Consider the following 16077-nt stretch of genomic DNA (forward strand, 5'->3'; position numbering starts at 1 on the left):
CGTTCAACCCCCAGGTTGCTACCGTTCGGCGGAATTCATTGATGGATGTGGAGCATTGGGTAGGCTATGGCTCGTCAAGGCCTTCTCATTCCTCTGCTCTGCCGGCCGCTTCCCACAGGCGAGGCCGGTCGGGTTCCTTCGTTAAACCGCAACCATACCAAAGGAGAAACAATGGCCGTCCTACTCATCACCTACGATCTCCGGGAACCTGGCCAGGATTATTCTGAGTTGATTTCTAAGATTAAATCCTATATGTGGGCGCGGCTTTCTGAATTTTATTATGCAATTAGGACAGATTCAACGCCATCTACAGTATTCGATCAACTAAAACCATATTTAGACCCAAGCGACAATCTGAACGTTATCATATTAAAACAACCATATGTCGGCTATGGACCAAAGGAAGTCAATAGTTGGTTGGATAACAATTTGACCTATTAGGCCTAAACCCTTGCTCAACTCGGACCCCGCCTGCATTGCCCCCCGTTCTCTCTCAACGTCCCGCTTCCTCGGCTCCGCTTGCCGTCTCAGGGCAGGCAGGACGCGCCCCCCGCCGGAACCCAGCACAATGAGCGCACCATCAACCACCTGCAATTATTTACTTGGCCTAAGCGCATCAGGAACTCGAGAATATTAGGTCGAAATAATTCAATATAGCAATCATTTAAGGGCGCTATCATGCTAATATTTTCAACCATTTCAAAACAAGTTCAACGGGGTTTGCTTGGAATAATATTGTTGTTTTTTCCCTCTACTCTAGCCTACACGGATTCCAGAGATAGAGATCAAGCCAAGGATGTCGCGATTGGCTGGATGAGGCTTAATCCACATCCAATGAATAAGAGAATTAATCAAGAGATCAAGTCTGTAGACAGTTGCTTAGATATAAATGGGGATATTATTTTCTATGTCGTACATTTAAAACCTGAAGGTTTTATTGTTATATCTCCAGATGATTTTATCGAACCAATTATTGCTTTTTCTACCGACGGCCTTTTTTTGTCAAATAGCAAGAATCCACTATTTGATATATTAATAAAGGAAATGCCGCATCGTCTAAAAGAAGCCAAGGGGATGGGTCCTGAGAATGAATGGAAGTTAAAGGAAAAACAGGAAAAATGGAATAAATACAGATTAATGAAGCGTTTTGGGCCTGGAACGATCACAGGCCAAACTTTCACTTCCTCCTCTAGCCCAAGTGATGTTCGAGTCGAACCCTTATTGGGCAGCACCTGGGGGCAATCCACGGTATTTTCCAATAATACGTATAATTATTATACCCCCAATAATTATGTTTGCGGTTGTGTGGCCACTGCCATGGCCCAGTTGATGCGATTCCATCAATACCCATCTAGTGCCATTGGAGTGTCTTCATTCGGATGTTATGTAGATGGAAGTGGGCGAACCCTTAATACTCGTGGAGGCAATGGGACAGGTGGTGCATATAACTTCAGCTTAATGCCCTTGTCTCCAGGGTCATCTATTTCAGCGACTGAAAGATCCATGATCGGTTCTCTTTGCTATGATGCAGGTGTTTCCGTTGGAATGAGTTATACCTTGAATTCCTCTGGCGCCTATACAAGCAAAGTTGATATCGCGCTAATGGGGGTATTTAAATATACTAATGCCATGTACGCTGGATATTATGGCAGTGGAGCAGGAATAGCTCCTTATATGTCCACAATGGCAAATCCTAATCTGGATGCTGGTTTGCCTGTTCTTGTCGAAATTCTCGGGAGTACGGCCGATCACGAAGTCGTTTGTGATGGGTACGGCTATGATGCTGGCATGCCTTATTATCACCTGAATATGGGATGGGACGGCAGTAACAATGCCTGGTATAATTTGCCTGTTTTCTCTGCAGGCTATTCCTGGACTAATGTGCCAGCATGCATTTATAACGTATACCCTGGTGGTGGCACGGGAGAAATCATAAGTGGGCGAGTCGTTGACGCTTCCGGCACACCCCTTGCTGGAGTTAATGTATCAATTACTGGACCCATTAACCGTACAGTCACTACCAACGCGAAGGGGATTTACGCCTTTCCCAGGGTCAATTATGGTCATTATTCTGTCGTAGCCAGCAAAAATGGCTATATTTTCCCTACGAAAACGGCAGATCCAATCCCTTCTGTTCGAACAAATTCTTATGGCGGGAACGCTTGGGGGATCGATTTTACTAGTGCGGCCAGAAACATCACTATCACACCGAGTATAACCACACTCCCATCAGGCGGTACACAACAATTTACGGCCATTGTGAATGGTGTGGGCAGTAATAACGTAACTTGGAGCGCATCTTCTGGTTCAATTGATAGTTCTGGATTCTATACAGCGACTAATTCACCAGGATCTTGTATCATAACCGCTAAGAGTGCACTTGATTCTAGTGTCAATGGTTTTGCAAACGTTACAATTTTGAATAATACTGGCCCTTATTTAGAATATTTTGGAACTGTTTCTTATTCTAATGGTATGTGTGATGACGCCATGGCAAGCGGCACATGCACATTTGAAGGCTACGAACAAATTTATTTTAAGGGAACTTTTGATAATGCGATACTGAAAGATCCGTCCGGTACTGTTGTTGGTGTATATACACCTAGCAATGCTTTCAATGGACTCCTCGGGTCCTCGTCTAATTGCTCTGGCTACGCACAAATGACCAACGCCTACATGGGACCCATTGTCTATGACTACTATGGTGGAACAGATACAGGCTTTTGTTCGGTCAGCCCCGCAACCTTGGTGGACGGGCCTCGTGGTGCTTGGTCTCTGATTTTAACTAAAGATTCTATTCAAAGTACTTATATATTCACTTTTTAAACCTTTAAACAATATGAAGCAATGATTGTTTCTATCCATTGCCAGGGTACGAAGCGAAGGGAGGCCGCAGGTCGACCTAAGTGGAACGCCCTGGTTGGTCGACACAGAAGGGACCAAGCTATCTCCCAAGAGAATTTCGATGCCCCAACCCAGCCAAAGGAAGAGACTTCCAACTATGGACGGCAAGCAAAAGCCGCGACTCAGTGACGGCACCCACTGGACCGAATGGTCCCGTGGGTGGCCGAGAAACAGCACCTCGCTGGAAGCGGGTATGGTCAACTTGATCCGTCAGGTCTTTTCCTTCGTGTCTGGCCAACCAATACAGGAGAACGCCATGAAAATCAGTGCCATTATTTGGTCTTTGTTCCTTCTCACTCCCCTGTCTGCACAGACCTGGGAACTTGGCGTCTTTGCAGGCCGCCAGACTTACAACTCCATCTCAACTTCAATGCCTGGTTTAACGACGAATGAATCTTGCGCCAAGAAGACAGCCCTTGCTGCTCGTCTTGGCTATTCGGTTATAGATCTTGGGCCTGCCATGCTTCAGCTAACTGTCGGCTACCAGCCATCCGTCACGACCACTGCTCGGGTCATTACCCAAGGCACTTCGGTTCCAGGTCAGCCCCCTACCGATTCTGGCCCTCTTGACTACCAAGCCTCTCACGCTTCTGTGGGCATGATGGTCAATTTCAAAGCACTACTCGCCGTGGGCGTGGGCATTGAAATGCGTTTCGAGAAACAGAGTCTGGCCTCGAACAGTACGTCTTATGCTCGCCCATGGCTCCGGGCCAACATTGGCATGGCTTTCCCAACCCCAGTTATTAAACCTTTCGTTGGGCTAGAACTCGCAGCAGCACTTTCCTCTACAAGCGATGGACTTCAACCAATCAAATCTCTGGCCCCCAAATCACAAATTGGAATATATACAGGTATTCGATTTTGAAAGCCTGCCAAAAGTTAGGAATGCTCAGGCGAATTGCGCATCGCAGCGTGGAATCTATCCGGAGAGACCCAGTAGCTCTCCGTGGTTCCGTTCTCGCGATGACAAGCTCTACCTCGCACCTGGTCATCCACAAGGTACTTGTCGCTCTCCCTGGTTTTCTCTGGGTTGACGACACATAGCCTTAACTCAATTCGGACCCCGCTTGCATTTGCTTCGGTTCTCTCTCAACGTCCCGTTTCCTCAGCTTCGGTCAGCGCCTCGGTGCAGGCAGGGCCGATTGCCTTTATTCATTAGGCGCAAACGCATCTTTCAAGCCTCATTCCAGGAGAGTTCGTGTCCACGGTAGTTCCGTTCACTTGGCCAGGCTGGAGAAATCTGATCGACTCTTACAAATTTGCCCCACAAGCTGGTGGGGCGTACATTATCGCTCTCTGCAAACCGATCCATCGACTCAATGAAATCGATCCAGACGGAATCCTCGATGTCGGTGAATCAAATTGCCTCCGGACCAGACTTACCGCTTTTGTCGGTTGCGCAAGAAAAACAAGAAAGTCAAGCCATATGGCCGGATGGCGGTTCGGCTATTACGACTTTGCAAGTCAGTGGCCTCTCGAAGGCCTTTGGGTTACATGGCTCAAAGCATCAGCAGAGCAATCCTCTTACGCACTTGAGAATCAAATATTGAGATTATATTTTGTAAAACATTTTGAATTGCCACCACTGAATTACAAGTTCAACTGGGAACATGAAAAGAAACATGGCGCATAACCTTCCGCTCAAACAGGACTCCGTCTGCATGGCCTTCTGCTCTCCCCCATCCCTGCGTGCGTGATCGGATTTTCTGATTTCATTGAATCCTGCGTAATGTCGGTAATGGACAATGCTGAACTCACTCAACCGGGCTTACCGGGATCAAGAGAACCTAAATCGACGATCCAGCCTTTTCGGGAGCACGGTGGAGCATAGAGGGTAGGGTGGTGTAGAAACCTAGTGGGACTATTCCCGCAATGAAGGTTCAGCCTTCCTGGCTCTGCTGTGAGGTCATCTCTTCCAGCCTTCGCTTCGCCTCTCGCTTACCCAACTTACTGAGGGCAGCGATCGCCTGGAGTTGAGCCTGCCAGGGACGGCTCTTCTCGGCCTCCCAGTGGTAGATGGATTGGCCAGACACTCCAAGCAGCAGGCCCACATCGGCGGCAGAGAGCCCCAGCTTCTGGCGCTGCTGGGCGAGTCGCTTCGCGCTGAATCGAATGCGCGTGGTGCCTTCCTCGCTTTCCGACGCTTCCGGCTGTTTGAGAATCTTCTTCGTGACCCGTGCCTGCTAGCGCTCAAGCTGTTCCACAAGCCGCCTAAGCTGAGCGATCTCGCTGCGGTACTGGGCCGAGGCCCGCTTGAGGTTCTCGATCTCGTTCCTGACCTCCTTGCGGGCGAGCCGCAGGATTTCGGATTTCAGAACGGACGCAATGTCAGGCATGTCGGCTCTCCCTGGTTGAGACTCATGAAATTGAGGCGCATACGCTAAATATAGCCCGTGGGGGGCACTACCGTTCGGCGGTGAAAAACGACCGTTCGGCGGAAGTCCTCCTAGGACTCCAGTCCCTAATTTAGGATCTTCCAAATCCCCTGGGTGGGCTCAGGCGAACTTCCGTCTGCGTCTCCATGCTTGGCCTCCCCTTCAGCTCCTGGAGATCTTCATGCATGCTGGTCGCGTTTTGGCCCCGGTAGGGGTCCTTCTCCTGGCCACGTTCAGTGGCGCTTTGGTCGCCCAAGGGGCACCCGGTTGGCTCCCCGTGGAAGTCGGACGCACGGTCCCTGCGGATGTGCGCATAAGGATCCTCGAGGTGGGAGGGGGATACCAGGTTTTCTTCAGGAACCTTGGAACGACCACCATCCACTTCGGGTTCTACGTGGAAGGGGTCCAAACCCATGATGACGTTCCCACGAACGGCCGGATCCACCTCAAACCGGGAAACCAAAGCGGAGCCCTGGCAGTCCAGGTCCGGCGGCCGGTTCAGGGCGTCCTTCGAGTCCGAGCCGTCCAAGTCGTGGTGGGAGGACAGGACGTGGCCTCCCCGGATGCTTCTGAAGAACCCAATCAGTGAGGATTCACATGCGCCGATGGAATCAGATCTGCCTAGCCTGCGGGTTGGCCATATCCGCCATGGGGCTTCGGGCCCAGGCGACGAGCAACTCCCTCATGCCGCCCCCCATCGACATGACCAGGAATGGTTGGGATGTCACGCTCCAAAACGGGAACCTCACCTTCGGAATACCCGTCGCCGTCGTTCCTGGGGAAGTTCCGATTCCTGTCACCTTCGGCCTGAATGCGACCTTCCTCACCCGGGTATGGACGACCCGGGTCTACGACCCCGACCTAGGGAAATCCGTGCCCGTGCTGAACGAAATCGATCGCCCGGCAGTGGGCGGCGTCCATTTCGGCTACATCTCTGACGCCGGCAATTACGGCGGCACCACGGTCGATGGCCTCACGGTCCTCGAAAACGGGAACCAGATCGCGGATAGCCAGTGGACCACCTTCTCCTCAAGCCCGACCCTCGGCACGACTCTGAACTTACCCCAGGCCTACGGATTCTCCGCTGTGAGCATCAGTTCAGCCAAGGTGGATCCGACGGCCACCTATCTTTCCTACACGACCACAGCCGCCGGATTGGGAACGACCTACCAGTCCATCGTCCAGGGGCTGGCGCCTTCCGGGTTTGGTACCAACAGCACTAGCTACAAGGTGGTCCTGGATAAGAATAAGGCCCGGGTCTATGCGTACGCGGCATCAGTCCATGCCTGGGCGCCTGTGCTGTGGGCGGATCGTTTCGGCCATTACGTGACGTTCCAGTGGGTGCGCTCCACCACGGGCCTTCCCGATGGGATCACGGCCATCACCAAGGTGACGGCCACCAACCAACGATCCAAAGGCGTCGTCCTCCGGTGGGCCGATTACACCTCGAACACGGTCGACGAGAATCTCCTCCGAGTGGACTTCGTCGGGGTTCGTGCCCCATCCGTCCTGATCAAGGGACATCCCGGCTACTCGTACCTGCATCCGGTCAATGCCATCGATCCAGTGGCTGACAATGGGTGGGTGGTCGTGCCAAGCCCGATCGGATCCCTGTGCCGCCCCACCTCCATCCAGGTGGGATCATTCAGGAGCTTGCCGCAGCCGAGTTGGAACAGCACCGCAGTTCCCGCTGCTTCGGGGCCCGGTGAGCCCCCCGGGGACGGGACCTCGGATTCCGCGACCAGGGGATGGTTTTTCTATTACGACACGAACCTTGCCGAGTTGACTTCTCTCACCGAGCCGAGCGGGGTCACAACCACCTTCCTCTATACCAACTACTCCGGGTTCAAACGCGGCGTGTCCGAGGCCCGAGCCGTGGATTTGAACCTGCGCAAGCAGACCATGAAGTGGAATCGGACGTTTACCACTCCGATGACGATCAAGCTGGAGGGCTGGTGGGATCCGGACAAGATGGCCACGCCGGATCGCTACCACCAGATCACGTTCCCGACGGATACCACCAACTATGGGAATGGCGTCTACCAAACGGACGCACTCATGGACACCAGCCTGAAAGCCTGGAGCACCACGACCTATGCCTACAAATCCGCAGGCGGATTGAATGGGAGCCTCTCTCGCGTCCAGTCCGTATCCGTTCAACGAGACGGATCCCCCACGATCACCACCACCCTGGGGTATCCCGACAGCACGAACCTGCAGGTGACCCAGCAGGACGTGAGCGTCACGGATAGCGGGGGCGTGTCCCACCCCGTATCCAGCACGGTCAACACCTATGCTTCCCGATGGGACATGCTCGAAGGCCGCCAGCTCACCCAAACGGTGACCACACGGTACAAGCCCGACGGTACTGCCTTCCCTTCAATCACCCTGAAGAACGTCTATGACAACCCTGGCTCTGGTCCAGCCCTGCTCCAGCTTCAGAAGAGCTACCTGGACGGAGGGGCCACGGGCCAACACGGGACTACCTACAGCTACGATACGGACGGGAGGCACTACATCCAGAACGTGCACCACGTGGAAGGTTCGACCACGGTGAGTTCGCCGAATACCCAGTGGGTGACCTACGATTCCATCACCGGCGCGCTTGCCTCCTCGAATATCGCTAATCAGCCCTCGCTCTCGCCAGTGCTCACGGAGACCCGGAGTGGGTTCGACAAGGCAGGACGACCCGCGACTATCACCAATGCCGCCGGGGTGGCCACCAATTACACCTACGACGACCGGGGACGGGAGCTGTCGGTGTCCCGCTCCGGAAGCCCGACGGTGACTTACCAATATCCTGTGGCCAGCATTGGCGGAGGTGGGACCACCCCGCTCAAGGTCACGGTCAACAACCAAGTAACCACCACGGATTACGATGGGTTCGGGAGGGTCATCCAGTCCAAGACACCCACCGGGATCGGCACCAGCGGCGTCACGACTTACACGACCCAGACGCCGACCTACGATGCCTATGGACGGCAGGTGGCGCTGGCGGAAGTCAACCCAGCGGGTACCAGCCGGAGCCGGACCTGGGCCTATGATCCGCTGGATCGCGTGACCAGTCAGGCACCCTACGTGGGGGGCGGTACCACCACTTCCTACAACGCCTTTGGCATCTACAGCAAGGTCACGACTACCCTCTCCAATCAGGTGAGTTCCACCACCTGGACCGATCCGCTCGGGCAGACGGTGCAGGTGGATTCACCTGATGGCAGCGTCACACAGGCTGCCTACGATGGCGCAGGACACCAGACAACCCTGACCATCACGCCGGCGAGCGGCCAGCCAGTGCAAACCCGAACCTGGACCTACGATGCCTTGGGGCGGCTCACCTCCAAGACCGAGCCCGAGACGAACACACAGACCTTTGCCGGTTTCAATGCTTTGAACCAGCCGACGGTGGTGAAAGAAGCCGCTGGCACTGGAGACGTGCGCACTCGCACCCTCGTCTTCGATGGTTTCGGGCGCATGCAGAGCATGACTAACGGCTCGGATAGTCTGACCAATACCTACACGGGACCGAACCTCACCAGTGCCGCCCGCACAGTGGGTGGTGTGACCGTGTCCCAGTCCTTCGTCTACAACGGCCCGGGGGGTCGCCTGAGTACGGAGACCACTACCCAGCCGGGCCTGACGACGGGGATCGGGTACATCTACGACGCCACCACCGGGCATTTGACCAGCCTCTCCTACCCCAGCGGGCGCGTGGTCGGCTACGGCTACGATGCCCTGAATCGGGTTACCAGCATCACGAACAATGGCGTGGCCTTGGTGAGCAACATCAAGTTTGACGATTGGGGGAACCGATACCAGACCCAGTTCGCCTCAGGAACCCAGGACCAGTGGGATGCGGACCTCACGGGGACACGCCTGGCCAAATGGAGCTTAGGTTATGTGGGAGGCGGACCCGAGGTTCGAAAATACGACTATGATGGAGCGAAAAATACCCTGAAATCCGTTGTCCTAGACCCTCTCCCCCTGGGTGGGGTCCAAGAATGGTCGACTCTTACACATGACGATTTGGGGCGCCTGACTCATGCGGACGGCTTTGGTATCACGACAACGCATGAGTATGATGCTTTCGGTAATGCCATCACCCACACGGCCACGGCAGTCACCAGTCCCGTGCCACCGGCCTTCAACAACTTCACATTCGATCCCATGATCAACAACCAGATTCCTGGGACGGAGAAGAACCAAGCCACGACCGGGTGGAACACGAACCTTCGGGGTGAGGCCACCCAGGTGGGTGCTGCCACGGCCAGTTCCACCGTGCTGGGATTGAGCTGGGATGGGCTGGGCCTGGTGAAGTCAATCACGTGGACCGCCGGAAACCAGGCCTACCTCTACGCACCTTCGGGTATGCGTGTGAGCGTGACTGACACCACGACGAGCGCGAACAACCGGAAGTATGCTTACACCGCACAAGGGTTGCTCCTGGGGGAGTACGTGAACACCACTGGAACACCATCGTGGAAGCGGGATGTAGTGTACTTGGGATCCCAGGCCATTGCTGAGATCGACGCTGGTGGTGTCCACGAACTGCATAGTGACCACCTGGGTAGCCCGAGGGTTGTTACTAAGGGTGCGGGCACGTGGCCCAGCGGTAGCAATGGAACCGTGGAAGGCAGGCAGGCCTTCGGGCCTTACGGCGAGTTGATGTCGCAGAGTGATTACCAGCCCGTTACCGGCTATACAGGCCATTTGCAGACCGAGGTCTCGGGGCTCATCTACATGCGGGGTCGCTACTACAGCCCGGCCTGGCATGCATTTGTGAACTCCGACCAAGGTGTGGACCCCAGGCTGTGGAATCAGGAGGCTTATGCGGGAGGGAGCCCGTTCTTGGGGCGCGACCCAAGTGGAATGATCATCCAAGTCCCTGAAGTTGATATGCAATTCTACCAGGGCTATTACATGATGCTATGGCTAGCTGCGTCGGCAGGGGGAATTCCGGATGCAAGAAACCCCATTGAGAACTCCAACGCTGAATCGACTGGATCATTTTATTCTAGTTTATTTGATTTCGGCTCAAATGGCTACACCGCGCAAGGGGGCCAGTTGATGCAATTCCCATCCACCCCAATTTTAGGACAGACTTTTGAATTAAATGGAACCACATATCAGTATTCAATTGGACCCAATAATGAATTTCTTTGGTCGGTAATATCCGTTTCGCCGCAAATAAATTGGAGTGCGGCAGGGGGCGGGGCGGGCGTTTGGTGGGTCAACCGAACATTCGGTGGGAGTGGTCAGGCAACCAGTCGAGGGATTTCCCATTCATTTGTTGTGACAACAAATCCAGATGGGACATTGCTACACACGTATAGTTATGGAAATGGAGGATCTTCTGGTTGGTCAATGGACGCAAATGTCGATATTGCGGCAGCTGGTCAAGCTCTTTCCAATCTTGGTCCCCTAAATTTCATCGGTGGGGCGGATTTTATTCCAGACCTCGAAACCGCATATGGTGTCCAATCTGGATTCAGTTCAAGTTATGGTTTTTTCACTAATAATTGCAAACAAAATGTGAATAGTTTGATTAATTTAACTATATACATTCATTATCACTAACTATCCGCTAGGTGTAAATTTTATATAATGGCGATCGCATATTTTAATTATTATAACCATTGTTTCACATTTATCAGGTGTTAATGGGGTGCTGTCATGATTCGCAAAATATCGATCATTATTTTATCGATCTGGGGGTGGATTAGCCTCTCCATGGCTTTTTACTATACTGCCCTTTATTTTATCAAGTCTTCAGATCCCTACAGAGCTGAATACTGGGAAGGGGTTGGTTATGCGTGGATCTTAGGCAGTATCAGCTGGGTCGTTCTTCCAATCATCACAACATTTGGTCGACGTAAGTTGAGTCTCAAGTTGATATTGATTGTCAACTTGCCTGTAGCGATTGCATTCATCTATTTGTGTCTATATTTGGTTGTTATCGTCCATAATCGTTAGACGACTCAGAAAGGCCCTAGGTATAGATTCAGTAGGAATCGAGGAACTTCCAGATTACCAGGTACACCCGAATATGAGGGGAGTCCCCGATTTTCATACCCGTGTCCCCCAATTGCATTCCCCCAGAAAAAGCTGTGGTGCGAGTTGTGGAGCCTGCCTGCGTGCGCGTGTTGCCCATCAGCCCCATCAATCCGACAGTCCCGGGTGCACATCTTCGCTCGTGAGTAGGAACCCCGATGAACTCTCTGGAATTCGCCACATCCCGGAAATGCCGGTGATCGGCGGGGTTCCTCCTGGCGGTTTGGCCTGAAGGTTGCGCCTGTCACCGAGACTGTCCTGGTCTATCAGGGCTGGTCTGAATCCGTTGATTCAAGGGTGGTTCAAATCTGGCAGAGCTTGTAATGGATGAGCTCGTGCTTGAAAATGCGTTGCTGCACCTGTTCGGAGACATCAAAACCGACATCAAGGCTCGTTTCGCAAGCGTGGCTGTGGGGAAGGAGACCTTTGAGATCCACAGCGGTTTTCTGGAGGCCTTCCAACTTGTTCGAGAGGACATCGAGAAAGCCCTGGCCACTGCTAAACCAGATCAACTGATCATGACCGGGCATTCTTTGGGGGGAGCGTTAGCCATCGTAGCAACTCGAATCCTAGCCCCCGATTGTGTAGGGGCCTGCTACACCTTTGGAGCAGCTGGAGCAGGGCAGAGGGTTCACGCTGCCCGAGGCACCTGGGGAGTCCGGGGGTGACCGAACAGAAGGAGCGTCCACTTGCCGCTGGAAGAAGGGCGAACTGCTCGTCGACCTAATGGGGAGTGAGGAATCCAGCTTTGGCCCGACGAATCCCTGGTAGGTAGAGGGCATTGCCGGGCGAACGTATTACATCTTTCCGGCACCGCCGCAAGGACATGCGCTCTCGATCTATGGCCTCTCGGAGCCAATATGGCCCCCACTAAGTGGGTGAGGTCTCCAGCGGTTGCTTGCCACACGGCGGGGTTGTCTTGGTTGGGTTCAAGCTCCTGGGATCGGCTCAGAGGCTACAGGATCGTACTCTCAGAAACCCTTCGGAAACCAGCGGAGTGACCAGATCGTGCTCTAGATTTTGGGGACATCTTGGGGCGAGAAATAAGTCGCATAAGTACAAGGCGTGTTACCGGTCTAGGCTACCCTCAAGCGATCGCCACTGGCCTCAGAACGCGCTGCTAAATTGACGCGCCAGCTTCTCGCATTCAGCCGCCAACAGGTCCTGGCACCGCAGCCTCTGGACCTCAATGCTTCGCTCATAGATCTTGGTCCGATCCTGCATCGACTCCTTGGTGAGGACATCGAGCTTCAGATCCTCCACTCCCCAGATCTTCGGATGGTCTTCGCTGACCCGAGCCAGATCGAGCAAGTGGTCATGAACCTGGCGATCAATGCGCGGGATGCCATGCCAGACGGCGGGAAGCTCACCGTGGAAACGGACAACGTCGACCTGGACACGGCTTATGCAAGTCACCATCTCGATGTCACCCCAGGTCCCTATGCCATGCTGGCCGTCAGCGACACCGGTCATGGAATGGACAAGGCTACGCAGGCACGGATTTTCGAACCCTTCTTTACGACGAAGGGGCCCGGGAAGGGGACGGGCCTAGGTCTATCCACTGTCTTCGGTATCGTGAAACAGAGCCAAGGCCACATCTGGCTCTACAGTGAACCGGGGGTTGGCTCGACCTTCAAACTCTACTTCCCGCAGCTTCAAGGGCAGGACCAGCCTTCCTTTGGACCAATGTCTGTGGGAGCAGCTGATGAAGGCGGGAGCGAAACCATCCTTCTGGTGGAGGATGAAGAGCAGGTTCGCGAAGTAACCGGGGCCATCCTGCGACAGGCAGGTTATGCCGTTCTGGAAGCGCGGAACGGGGATGAAGCCCTTGCGCTCTGCGCCCAGTCCATAGACCGGATTCAGTTGCTCATCACCGACGTGATCATGCCGGGGTTGAATGGGCGTCAAGTGTCCGAGCAAGCGAGCCTTCACCACCCCGGGTTGGCGGTTCTCTTCATGTCCGGATACACCGACGACGCAATCCTGCGTCATGGCGTGTTGGAAACCAATGTTCACTTCCTCGGAAAACCATTCACGCCCTCACGGCTAAGGTCCAAAGTGCGAGAGGCCCTGACCCGTGGATAGCCTGAACCATAGAGGCTCTCATACCGCTCGGCGGTGAAAACCGACCATTTGGCGGAAATCTTCTAAGGGTTTCGGTCCCAAATCGTAGGATTTGGTCCAATCCCCTTTGTGGATCCAGGCGAACTTTCGTCTGTGCCCCCGATGCTCGGCCTCACTTCCAGTTCTTGGAGATCCTCATGCATGCTGGTCGAGCTTTGGCCCCGGTAGGGGGTGCTTCTTCTCGCCACATCCAGTGGGGCAGGGCCAGTCCAGGCGGCGCAGCAGGGAGATGTTGAGGCGGATCTCCGGGTGCCACTTGCCCCGCGCCTCCTTCTCGATCACGAAGAGCCCCACGCAGCGGGCCATGCGGGGCGACTAGGCCACCGGAGGCGGCGTTAGGTCCTAGCTTGCCTCGCAGAGAATGGCCTGGGTCTTGTGGCGGAGGGTGAGGTGCGTGTTCCTATTCTGGGCTTGGTCTGGGCGACCCGGCTTGTGGTGGAGAAGCAATGAATCATTGTGGTGTCTTGCATTTATAATGATGCTTCTCTCAAATGCTTGGGATAGGGTTTCCCACCATACTGGCCCATGATTCCACCTGTGCGCATGTGTTTGGTTGGGGGCCATCTGAGTTTGTTAACAGATCAAACATTGATTTGTTAAATTGTTTTGTTTAAACAAAGAAAATAAAAACTGATTTATGTATATTTAGATTGTGCTGATATCAACGGATGATTGCAATTGGCAATTATTATTGAGCCAGCAGATCCGATATAGATCGGAACCGTTCGGAGGGTGAAATCAACCGTTCAGGGAGAATGGTTGAATTTGATTTGAGGTGGGATAGTCTCCAAAGAAGAATATAAACGCATTTTGAGCTTTGCTAGTAGTTATTAAAATAAATTTTAAAAAGAGATTCTAGGCATTTTCCAGGATCCCCAAGATATGGTCACGGCATGTCCCACCCACCGAGAATGCGGAAAAACTATTTTAAAATTTATTACATATATATTAATTAATCGATTTTGAATTAATTGTTTTCAATTACCAAACTTCTAGGGAAATCAATGTGTAGATGTAATGTTGTCTCACTTCTCTCGCGCCCCCCACCGATCATAAGGTTATTTGTTAATGCACTTGATTATAATATTAAGTTATAATTATATTATTTGTGGGTATTTTAATTAATTATATAAATTAAACAGGAGAAATCTATGATATTGAGGATTAGAATATTTGTAATTGTTTTTATGATGCTTTGGCTTCTGCCTGCGTTGGCAAAAGCGCAGACGCTTGGAGGTAGTGTATCTAATAGTGAATCTACAATTTATTCAGAGGATTTGAATGATCCGAGCGTCCTTTGGCCGATCAGCACCACTTATTCGAATTGGAAATGGACAGATAATAATGGAATCATTCGTTATTTTAATGGATCAACAAAGACGAACTATAAATATCTTTATTATCCAGATGGAACAAGAAAATTAACCGGAACAACCAGCACGTCATTAACACAGATTCAAGCCACCGATGGTTCAAGTTATTATTTATATGCAACTGGTGGTCAGGGATATATCAATGGAAATGGAAGATTGTCGCCTAAATACCAAGTAGTAAGTATAATTTATTCTGCACCTGGGATTAATGATAGTGTGGATTATTCTGCAACTTCTATTGCTGGTATTTCTACAAATGTATCAAAGTCTTTTTCAAATGGCATGCAATTTTCTGCCGAAGTTGGTGGAGGTATTTTTATTGCTGATGCTACTACGACTTATAGCGCTGGGTGGACTACGACAAAAACAAGTTCAAATACTCTTTCCGTATCTAAAACGATTGGAAGTTCTTTAATAAGTCAGGGACAGGTAAATCCACCTTACGGAGTTGATCACGATTTTGATCAAATTGCCGTTTGTCTGAACCCTGTAATGCTTTTCGCTGCTTCGACTTCCCCTAGTGTGGCTAACAATCCACTGTGGACCATTGCCTGTGATAGTAACGATCCATATGCAGGTGGTGGACCCGATATCATTTATCTAACCGTCGCTGAACTTAAAAACCCATCATTGATGAGTGCTCCGCTTAGAGAAAGATTGAATCGTACGTGGGCTGGACCTGGGCAAGATTTAACCATAGAAGATTTTAATAATATTCTCAGATCCAATCCATTCTCAAATGATGGTACGAATGGGACGAGGCCATCGTTCAATAGCTCGTTAAAAAATAATAGATTTAAACAAGTGGGTTCAATTTATTATGCAGCTCTTGCTCCGGGCCAGGGACCTCAGTTGGTCCAAGGGGACATTGAATATTCAACATCCGATGCAACAACATCTGAATCTCAGGATGTTTACAGTGTATCTACGAGCACTAAGGGCAGTGTTGATTTTTTTGTTAAAATTAATTTAAATTCAACTTCAAATTATACTTGGACGAATAAAACATCTGAGACATTATCCTCGGGAAGTATTCAAAAATCAGGTTATTCGGTCTGGCGTCCTCCGACGAATTGGACTGGAGCCACCGAAATAATCGTATGGCAAGATATGGTTTATGGGACATTTCTATTTTCTTACTGAATTAACATAATGTATAAATTAAACATTTGCATAATTATTTGATATATAATAAAGTGACAAAGAGCCTCAAATGCTGACTAATTGAGGCTCTTTGTCAGCTTCTAGAACAC

10 protein-coding genes are annotated in these 16077 nt (G+C 51.8%); 7 read left to right on the forward strand and 3 right to left on the reverse strand.

Annotation, left to right across the window (positions count from 1 at the left end; translation table 11 throughout):
* Positions 1 to 678: 678 nt before the first annotated feature.
* The 3 genes from MLG87_RS07050 to MLG87_RS07060 all read left to right on the forward strand — a co-directional run bounded on the left by MLG87_RS07050 (position 679) and on the right by MLG87_RS07060 (position 4537).
* Complete coding sequence (locus tag MLG87_RS07050) at positions 679 to 2826, forward strand: C10 family peptidase (RefSeq protein ID WP_243294476.1); 2148 nt, start codon at positions 679 to 681, stop codon at positions 2824 to 2826.
* A gap of 271 nt (positions 2827 to 3097) precedes the next feature.
* A complete protein-coding gene (locus tag MLG87_RS07055; protein ID WP_243294477.1) occupies positions 3098 to 3769 on the forward strand; it encodes a hypothetical protein in 672 nt (223 codons plus the stop codon).
* A 333-nt stretch (positions 3770 to 4102) separates the two neighbouring features.
* Positions 4103 to 4537, forward strand: coding sequence for a hypothetical protein (locus MLG87_RS07060; protein ID WP_243294478.1), 435 nt, complete (start codon positions 4103 to 4105; stop codon positions 4535 to 4537).
* A 247-nt stretch (positions 4538 to 4784) separates the two neighbouring features.
* On the opposite strand, the gene MLG87_RS16355 is transcribed toward MLG87_RS07060, so the two are convergent.
* Both MLG87_RS16355 and MLG87_RS07065 read right to left on the reverse strand, forming a co-directional pair.
* Positions 4785 to 5066, reverse strand: a complete 282-nt coding sequence (locus tag MLG87_RS16355; RefSeq protein ID WP_425250881.1) for a helix-turn-helix domain-containing protein — start codon at positions 5064 to 5066, stop codon at positions 4785 to 4787.
* A gap of 21 nt (positions 5067 to 5087) precedes the next feature.
* On the reverse strand, positions 5088 to 5240 hold the full coding sequence (locus MLG87_RS07065; RefSeq protein WP_243294479.1) for a hypothetical protein: 153 nt from the start codon (positions 5238 to 5240) through the stop codon (positions 5088 to 5090).
* Positions 5241 to 5963: 723 nt separating this feature from the next.
* On the opposite strand from MLG87_RS07065, the gene MLG87_RS07070 reads away from it, so the two are divergent.
* The 3 genes from MLG87_RS07070 to MLG87_RS07080 all read left to right on the forward strand — a co-directional run bounded on the left by MLG87_RS07070 (position 5964) and on the right by MLG87_RS07080 (position 13412).
* Positions 5964 to 10853, forward strand: a complete 4890-nt coding sequence (locus MLG87_RS07070; protein WP_243294480.1) for an RHS repeat domain-containing protein — start codon at positions 5964 to 5966, stop codon at positions 10851 to 10853.
* A 797-nt stretch (positions 10854 to 11650) separates the two neighbouring features.
* Positions 11651 to 11995 carry a lipase family protein gene (locus MLG87_RS07075; protein WP_243294481.1) on the forward strand — a complete coding sequence of 115 codons (345 nt, stop codon included), beginning with the start codon at positions 11651 to 11653 and terminating at the stop codon, positions 11993 to 11995.
* Positions 11996 to 12452: 457 nt separating this feature from the next.
* Positions 12453 to 13412 carry an ATP-binding protein gene (locus tag MLG87_RS07080; protein WP_243294482.1) on the forward strand — a complete coding sequence of 320 codons (960 nt, stop codon included), beginning with the start codon at positions 12453 to 12455 and terminating at the stop codon, positions 13410 to 13412.
* Positions 13413 to 13586: 174 nt separating this feature from the next.
* On the opposite strand, the gene MLG87_RS07085 is transcribed toward MLG87_RS07080, so the two are convergent.
* A complete protein-coding gene (locus MLG87_RS07085; protein WP_243294483.1) occupies positions 13587 to 13757 on the reverse strand; it encodes a hypothetical protein in 171 nt (56 codons plus the stop codon).
* An 845-nt stretch (positions 13758 to 14602) separates the two neighbouring features.
* On the opposite strand from MLG87_RS07085, the gene MLG87_RS07090 reads away from it, so the two are divergent.
* Positions 14603 to 15967, forward strand: a complete 1365-nt coding sequence (locus tag MLG87_RS07090) for a hypothetical protein (RefSeq protein WP_243294484.1) — start codon at positions 14603 to 14605, stop codon at positions 15965 to 15967.
* Positions 15968 to 16077 lie beyond the last annotated feature (110 nt).

Source organism: Geothrix mesophila (assembly GCF_022808835.1).
Classification (GTDB): Bacteria; Acidobacteriota; Holophagae; order Holophagales; family Holophagaceae; genus Geothrix; species Geothrix paludis.